At 66.2% G+C, this 7,492-nt stretch carries 8 protein-coding genes; 1 reads left to right on the top strand and 7 read right to left on the bottom strand.

Features of this window, described 5'->3' with window-relative positions:
* The first annotated feature begins 218 nt into the window (after positions 1-218).
* A complete protein-coding gene (locus VFW69_RS15075; protein WP_526502311.1) occupies positions 219-1,340 on the top strand; it encodes a phosphodiester glycosidase family protein in 1,122 nt (373 codons plus the stop codon).
* On the opposite strand, the gene VFW69_RS15070 is transcribed toward VFW69_RS15075, so the two are convergent.
* The 7 genes from VFW69_RS15070 to VFW69_RS15040 form a co-directional block, all read right to left on the bottom strand.
* Positions 1,333-2,034, bottom strand: coding sequence for a YoaK family protein (locus VFW69_RS15070; protein WP_526502310.1), 702 nt, complete (start codon positions 2,032-2,034; stop codon positions 1,333-1,335). The genes VFW69_RS15075 and VFW69_RS15070 overlap by 8 nt on opposite strands.
* Positions 2,035-2,070: 36 nt before the next feature.
* A complete protein-coding gene (locus VFW69_RS15065) occupies positions 2,071-2,859 on the bottom strand; it encodes a mammalian cell entry protein (protein WP_526502309.1) in 789 nt (262 codons plus the stop codon).
* Positions 2,826-3,386 carry an Rv1363c family protein gene (locus tag VFW69_RS15060; protein WP_526502308.1) on the bottom strand — a complete coding sequence of 187 codons (561 nt, stop codon included), beginning with the start codon at positions 3,384-3,386 and terminating at the stop codon, positions 2,826-2,828. Before VFW69_RS15060 ends, VFW69_RS15065 begins: the two co-directional genes overlap by 34 nt.
* Positions 3,383-4,354, bottom strand: a complete 972-nt coding sequence (locus VFW69_RS15055) for an RDD family protein (protein ID WP_526502307.1) — start codon at positions 4,352-4,354, stop codon at positions 3,383-3,385. The genes VFW69_RS15060 and VFW69_RS15055 overlap by 4 nt, the downstream gene beginning before the upstream one ends.
* Entirely contained in the window at positions 4,351-5,097 is a 747-nt protein-coding gene (locus tag VFW69_RS15050) for an Rv1363c family protein (RefSeq protein ID WP_526502306.1), read from the bottom strand. The genes VFW69_RS15055 and VFW69_RS15050 overlap by 4 nt, the downstream gene beginning before the upstream one ends.
* Positions 5,067-6,617, bottom strand: coding sequence for a virulence factor Mce family protein (locus VFW69_RS15045; protein WP_526502305.1), 1,551 nt, complete (start codon positions 6,615-6,617; stop codon positions 5,067-5,069). Before VFW69_RS15045 ends, VFW69_RS15050 begins: the two co-directional genes overlap by 31 nt.
* Positions 6,611-7,492 (bottom strand): MCE family protein (locus VFW69_RS15040; protein ID WP_526502304.1); only part of this gene is annotated, 882 nt, incomplete at its 5' end. The genes VFW69_RS15040 and VFW69_RS15045, both read right to left, overlap by 7 nt.

Here is a 7,492-nt window from a genome sequence, read left to right as displayed (position 1 = left end):
ACCAGGCCCGCCGCGGTAAGCACGCGGACCCGGCCGCCGCCGCGCCGACCAAAACTGAGCCGGCTGCGGACACCGAGCCGGCCGAACTCGCCGCCGCCGAGCCGGCCGATCCCGCCGCCGCCGAGCCTGAAAGTTCAAGCGAGCAAGCGTAATTCGCGCGTAGCCCTACTGTCACCACAACGTTATTTATGTTGACAGTGTGAATTCTGAGACTGATGATGTTTCTGTTGCATCAGTTCCGGGCGGAAAGGGCTATCGTGCTGACCCGACGCGCCAGCTTCCGCCGGCTCGCGGCGTGCTGCGCCGCCGTTGTCGCCTGCTTCACGCTGGCCATCACCTCGGGACAGCCCCTGGCCCGGGCCGCCGACGGCCGTGACCTGCTGGCCAACGCCATTGGCAGCACCCGTGGTTCCTACCTGGTCTACAACTTCGGGCCCGGCCATCCCGCGCCGATGCTGAACGCCGGCGGCAGCTGGTATGAGATGAACAACGGCGGCCACCTGATGATCATCAAGAACGCGGCAGGACGCCTGTCGCCGCACCTGCTGGTCGACACGCACCAGGGCGATCAGGCCCGGTGCGAGAACAACCCTGGGGCCCGCACGGGCGAGGGCCTCTGGCAGGCCTCGGAGCTCTACGCACCACTGCAGGCCTGGCAGCGCATGGGCCAGCCGACCATCGCGATCAACGCCAACTTCTTCGACGTTCGCGGACAAAAGGGCGGATCGTGGCGCCAAACCGGCTGCAGTTCACCGCTGGGCGCCTTCGTCGACAACACCCAGGGCCAGGGCCGCGCCAACGCGGCGGTCACCGGCACCGTCGCCTACCCCGGCAAGCAGGGCCTGTCCGGTGGCGGCGAGAGCTGGAGCGCGCTGTCAACCATGATCCTGCCGTCCGGTGGTGCGCCATATGTGGTGTGGCCCAGGACAAAGAGCGACTACGACGCCGCCACTCCGGTGGTCGCCGACCTGCTCAACAAGAACGAGAAGTTCGTCGCGGTCTCGGGCATCGGGCTGTTGGCGCCCGGCAACACCGGACAGCTACACGACGGCGGGCCCAGCGCGGCCCGAACGGCCGTGGCTTACGCCCGGCAAAAGGACGAGATGTACATCTTCGAGGGCGGCAACTACACCCCGGACAACATGCAGGACCTGTTCCGAGGACTGGGCAGCGATAACGCCGTGCTGCTCGACGGCGGTGGCTCGTCGGCGATCGTGCTGCGCCGCGACACCGGGGGCATGTGGGCCGGCGCGGGATCACCGCGGGGATCGTGTGACACCCGGCAGGTGCTCTGCGATTCACACGAACGGGCGCTGCCCAGCTGGCTCGCGTTCAACTAGCTACGGCCGCAGCAGGTTTCGTCGCGGCCGGACCCAACCGAAAGATCAGCAGGCTCGTTGTTATCACCGCCGCGGTGACGACGAACACGGGGGCGATCACGTATCTCGACATCGTCGCACCGAAGAAGGCGCCGGCACACATGGTGGCGACCACGCCTATGCGCAGCCGGTGGCGTTCGCCGGTGCCACCGGCCAGGTGGCTGTCCAGTCCGAGGCTGACGATCGTCGACGTCAGCACGGTGGTGGACAGCTCCTGAATGCCGAATTGGCGCGCACTCGAATGTTGTAAACCGAACGTCACCGCGAGGATGCCGATCATGAATAGCTTGGAATTGCCCTGGTAACGCAGCACTCCCGTGCCCGCCAGGATCGCCAGCGCCACCAACAGGACGATCTCGGTTGCCAGTACCGTGGTGATCCACGTTCTCGTGCGGATGCCGAAATGGCGTGCCAGTCGGCCGCTGACGATCGTCGTGCAGATGAAGGTCGGCAGGGCCACCACGACGGCGGTCAGGTCGATGGTGGTGCTCGGAGCGAGCCAGAATCCGAGGAAGATCACGTTGCCGGTCATATTGGCGACGAACACGTGACCGAGCGCCAGGATACTGATCGAGTCGGCCAATCCGGTCGCGAAGGTCAACAGCAGCAACGCTGCTACGGTCCATCGTTCGGATACCGGTGACGTGACAGCCATGCGGTGCAGTATATTTCGCGCCGCCGACCGGCGCCGCTAAACTTTCGGCGTCAGATCCAACGACGTGATCGTCGTCATCCTGGTCACCAGCCAACGGCTGTTGGATCGCTTCAAGAACAACCGGTAGGACAGGTATTTCAGCGACGGGACGTTCTTGGTCAGCGGGCTGGTGGAGGTCGTGTTGGTGTAGACAATGACCGAAGCGTTGGGGTCGTCGAGCGTCTCGACCGCCGCGCCGGTGACCTCGGTGCTGTTGGTGATCTTGGCCTGCTTGTTGGGGGCCACGATCGCGTCGACGAATTTGCGGTACTGGGCTTCGAAATCGCCGCTGAGGTAGCGGGATGCGCGGTCGGCGAGCGTGTCCATGTTCTCCGGCGTGTACGTCCACAGCGTGGTGATCGCGTTGGCCGCCGTCCGCGCGATGTTCAGCTTCGTTGCGGCGGTGGCCCGGTCGGCCAGATACGGCTGCATCATCGCGCCGGCGAACGCTGCGGATCCGGCGAACAGCAGGGCGGCAATCATTGCGACTATGGCCCAGGCCTTACCGGCCCGCCGCTTTTTCCGCGCACCGTCGGGCGGCGCCGTGTCGGTGGTCTGCTCCGCATCCTCGTCGGCCTGCTCCGCGTCCTTCTCGGTGGCCTCGGCGTCGGCGCCGTCCGTCTCGGCCGCGGTTCCATCGTCGGCGTCGGATTCCGCCGTCGCACCGGCCTTTTCGTCACTTAGCTCCGGGCCGTCGCCCTCCGCCGCTCCAGTTGCCTCGTCCTTGGGGATGGCGGTGTTCTCCTCGGCGGTCACGTCACCTGCTGCAGGTTGCTGATCTTCCACTGGTTCCCTTCCTGCGTCGCGGTTGCCGCCCAACGATTGGCGTTCTGCAATACCTGTTTTTCATCCGGCGACTTGGTGGTGATCGCCGTCGCCACCATGACATTGACGCTGCCGTCGTCGTTCCATCGCTCCAGGCCGGCGTCCAAAACGGTGCCGGTGGCCGGTTCGGCCCGGGCGACCTGGAGGAGGATCTCGTTGGCGTTCTTCTGGTACTGCTTGGCGAAGTCGCCGGTCGCCTGCGCCAAGATTCGGTTCACGTAGTCGTTGGCGTGAAACGGATCGATGGAGGTGAACTGCGTCATGAACCCGGTTACGTAATTCAGCACCTCGCGATCCTTTGACGCGGTCCGCGCCCGGGATGCATGCGCGGCAAGCATCAGCGCGCATGCGGTGATCGCCGCCACCATCAGCACCGCGGCGACCGTGCTGGCCAACGGCACCAGCCATGGTCGCTGCGCCTCGACCTCGACCGGGCGCGCGATGAGCAGGGGTCGCTCGTCGGGGGCAAACCTGCGGCGCGGGCTCATCTACCGCCCCCGGGCTGCTTCGGCTTGGTCAGCACGTTGAGATCGTCTACGCGCCAGGCGGTTCCGCCGACTTTGGCAAAGCTCACCCGCACTGTGGCGCTGATGTAGCGCTGCGCGGGCCCGGCGCCGCGCCGCCCTTGCATGAACAGCAGCATCGTCGCCCGATCCGGGCTCGCCGATTCGATCGAACTGTTCGTGACCCAATACTCGTTGATGACCGGGTTCCCCTTCTGAACCAAGTCCTGCTGGACCGCCAGCTGGGACCGATATTTGTCGGTCGCCAGCGACAGTGCCCGCGTGAAGTCATCGTGCAGCGATTTGGGGTCATAAGTCAGCATCTGGGCGACCATCTTGGGTCCCTGCGTCGCGATCTGGGCGCGGGTCTGATCGGTCGCCCGGTCCGCGGAGTACGCCACGAAAAAGCTCACGGCGACCCCGGCCAGGCAGAGCATCACCGCGCTCGACACGGCGACCGCGCTCCAGCGCCGGATGTGGGGCGGCGCCGTGTCCGGTTCCAGGCGGCGCACTTCGGTGCGCGCCAACATGTCGGCGAAGGTACGGTGACGTGAATCCCACAGGGGCCAAAGCCATCCCACAATCGACGCGAAGTCGAGCAGGTGGGCGACGTCTCGAAGTAGGAGCGTCCACGGTCCCGGAGCGGCGCCGGTGCGTCGCATCACCGCGATACCCACCAACGCGCGGCCGAGGCTCCATCCGGTGATCACCGGCAGCAAGAGCCGGTTGACCAGAACCAGCAGGGTCACTATGCCGAGGACGGAGATGGCCAGCCACCACCACACGCCGTGGGCCGGCACGGTACCCAGAACCAACGCCATCGTGATGACGACGGCGATGCCGGGCAGTACGTCGACCGCGAATGCGCTGACGCGAGAACGCCAGGGCACCACGGTGTCCCGCGATGACTCCTGGATTGCCGTGGGCGCAGTCTGTTCGACCACCACCGTCACTTCGTCACCTGGTCGAGCTTGGAAATCTTGTACTGCCCCTCGGCGAAGGCCATCTTCACGCGCAACCGGTAGCCGGCTTCGCTCTGGTTCTGGTCGCTGGCGACCTTGACGCGCAGCGCGATAAGGATGTCGATCGACCCGTCAGGGTTGTTACGTTCCACAGCTGCCCGCGCATCCGACACCTGAACGTGGATGTTCGCGGCCTGATACGCCTGCACGAGCATGCTGGTGTACAGCAACGCCTGCGAGCGGAAGGCGTCGGTGCCGCAGTCGATGATCTTCTGCTCGCTCGCGTTCATCGCGTTGGTGTCGGGGGCCTGGGTCGCCGACACGCACTCCACCGCGGCCCTCAGCGCCGCGTCGTCGTTGCGGGCGGTCCGTTGGGTTTGGTCGTGGTAGTGCAGCGCGAGGTAGCCACCCGCCCCGACGGCGCCGGCGCACAGCACCAGTACCGCGACGATGGCGGCCAGCCACCCGCGACCCACCCGGGACGGACCGCGCGGTACGGCCACGGTGGGCTCGCCGGACTCCCCATCGTCCCCGGCAGCGCCGTCGGACTCGGGCCGGGTGTCGACGTCGGCATCGTCATCGGTGGACTCCACCGGATCCCCGGAGGCGTCCTGCGGACCGGTCTGTTCGGCTCCGGTCTCGGGTGCCCTCGAATCCTCGATCTTGTCCTGCGTGGTCAACGAATCGTCCGTGTCGATGGGGTTCAGCCGGCTGGTGCCAGCATCTCCTTCCATCCATCGTCTCCTGTTCTGGTCGAGTTCTCGACGGAGTATTTCACTCCGTCTGGCCCTACCAGTTCACCGCTTTGGGGACTGTAGATCGCCGAGGGAGGCCCGCTGGGTTTGTAGACACACGGGTTGGGCTGCTGGCCATTGCACTGCACGGTACCCGACCCCGGCCGGGACAACGGATCGCTGGTGGGCGGGGGCGTGCCCGGGACCCGGTCAGAGGGTGCCGGGTTCAGCCCGTTGTCCACCGACGGAGCGGGGATCACGATGCCCGGCTTCACCGGCTGGTCACAGCGCGCCGACGGCGCGGGGCAGGTCAGAGTCTGGTTGGGGTCGCCATACCAGGGATTGGTGCCCGCGGGCACGTACGGCTTGGGGTCGCGGCATTCCCGCGGAGTCGCGGCCCGTTTGCCAGGAATGTCCGTACACGGGATGTTGCGCGATCCGCGCACGCTGTTGGCCGGGGTTTCCATCGGGATCTTGCAGTATGTCCCCGTGGGCAGCGGCTGGAGGCTGGTATCGGCCGGTGACCGCCACTCTGGGGCCGGGATGAAGCCCGTGAGGCAGGGCGGCGGCTGGTTGATCGACAGCGCCAGGTCGAGCGCAGCCTGGTTGGGGAACGGTGCGGCCACCGTCTGGGCGATCGATCCACCCTGCGGGAGGAACACCAGGACCTGCTCGACGCCGGTGTGGTAGCGCTTGAGCAGGTCGAGGACGACCTCGAGGTTGGCCAGCGTCTGCGGCAGCGAATCCCGCACGTCGTTGAAGGTTGCGGCCACTTCATCGGCCGTTGGCGCCGCCTGGCGCAGCACGCTTTTCAGGTGTTGATCCTGCTGCGCGGTCTGGGCGCCCAGCCTGTTCAGATTGCGCGCCCAGCGCTCGATGGCGTCGCCCGATTTGACCTGGCTGTCCAGCACCGGGCCGGAGTTCTGGATGATGTCGTTGACATCGGTCATCTGGTTCTTGAAATCGCCGACGATCGCCTGGGTGGCGTCGACCAACCGCTGCAGGTTGGGGCCCAACCCGCCGACGGATTGCGCCGTCTCGTCGAGCAGCTGGCCGATCTTCTCCTTGGGCAGCACCGACAGCCCGCGGTTCGCCGTGTCCAGGGCCGGCCCGATCTCGGCCGGCACCGTGCCCTTGGTGATGGTCTGCCCGTCCGCCAGGTACTTGCCGGTATTACCGCTCGAGGTCAGGTCCAGGAATTGCTCACCGACGGCCGAGACCGAGTGCACGTTGGCCGTCGCATCGATCGGGATCTTGTAGTGACTGTCGATACTCATCGTCGCCTGGGCGCCACGCTCGGTCGGCTCGACGTCGGTGACCTTGCCGATGGTGATGCCGCGATAGGTGACGTTGGAGGTGGGATACAGCCCGCCCGATGCCGGCAGGTCGGCCTTCAGCGTGTAGCGGCCGATGCCGACAAGGGTCGGGACCTGCAGGTAGTAGATCCCGAGCACGAGCAGCGAGATGACGGTCAGGATCCCGAAGGCGATCAGCTGGCGTCGGATGAAAGGAGTCAGCAATTCCGGTCCCCCCTTTCCACCAGCGGTCCACCCGGGGCGTCATTCGGGTTCGGCGTGTAGCGCACGTCCGGGATCATCGTCTCCGGATCGCGCCCGAACGACTGCTCGAGCGCCCGCAGGGCTCCCGACAATCCGGTTCCGGTGAGGAACGCGTTATCGACCGCGCTGTAGGTCAGGTCGAGCGTCAGCGAGATGTTGATGTAGTCCCCGCGGAAGATCTTCGGGACCGTGTCAATATCGAACGGCTGGGTGAGAATCAGCTTCAGCGCGCCGATCAGGTACGGCGAGGCCCGGCCGAGCTCCTTCAGCGGGCACTGCAAAGCCTGCAAGTCGGTGTGCAGCGGCCCGCGCGCCTCCGACAGGTACTGGTCGGCGGCCTGGCTGAGCCGTCCCACCGAATCGGTCGCGTTGATCAGCAGGTTCTTGGTGTCGGCGAAATGCTTGATCAGCGGCGGGATGTCGGTGAGCACCCGATCCAGGACGTCGGCGCGGCCACCCACGTAGGTCAGCAGCCGGTTGGTCGAGTCGATCGCGTGGGTGATGTCGTCGCGCTGCTCGTTGAGCTGGCTGGTGAAGGTGTCCAGCTTGCCGAGCAGGGCCCGGATCTGGTCGCCGCGCCCGTTGAAGATGTTGTAGATCTCGTTCTGCAGCACCTCCAGGTTGGGGATGCCGCCGCCGCGCAGGATGAGGGACAGGCTGGCCAGCGTCTGCTCGGTGGTGGGATACGAGGTCGAGTTCTTCAGGGGAATGGTGTCGCCGTTCTTGAGCAGTTCGGGCGACGGGTTTGGTGGCGCGACGAGCTCGACGTGCTGCGAACCCAGCAGCGAGGTCTGACCGATCCTGGCGGTGGCGTTCTTGGGCAGCTTGACCTTCTT

It is taken from the genome of Mycobacterium sp. (assembly GCF_036273375.1).
Taxonomy (GTDB): domain Bacteria; phylum Actinomycetota; class Actinomycetes; order Mycobacteriales; family Mycobacteriaceae; genus Mycobacterium.
The sequence above is the reverse complement of the archived record's forward strand: the minus strand, read 5'-3'. Positions and strand labels throughout refer to the sequence as shown.

Excerpts from the sequence above, each read along its gene's own strand:
- VFW69_RS15070 (WP_526502310.1), bottom strand. The coding sequence starts at position 2,034 with ATGGCTGTCACGTCACCGGTATCCGAACGATGGACCGTAGCAGCGTTG.
- VFW69_RS15060 (WP_526502308.1), bottom strand. The coding sequence starts at position 3,386 with ATGAGCCCGCGCCGCAGGTTTGCCCCCGACGAGCGACCCCTGCTCATC.
- VFW69_RS15075 (WP_526502311.1), top strand. The coding sequence starts at position 219 with ATGTTTCTGTTGCATCAGTTCCGGGCGGAAAGGGCTATCGTGCTGACC.
- VFW69_RS15050 (WP_526502306.1), bottom strand. The coding sequence starts at position 5,097 with ATGGAAGGAGATGCTGGCACCAGCCGGCTGAACCCCATCGACACGGAC.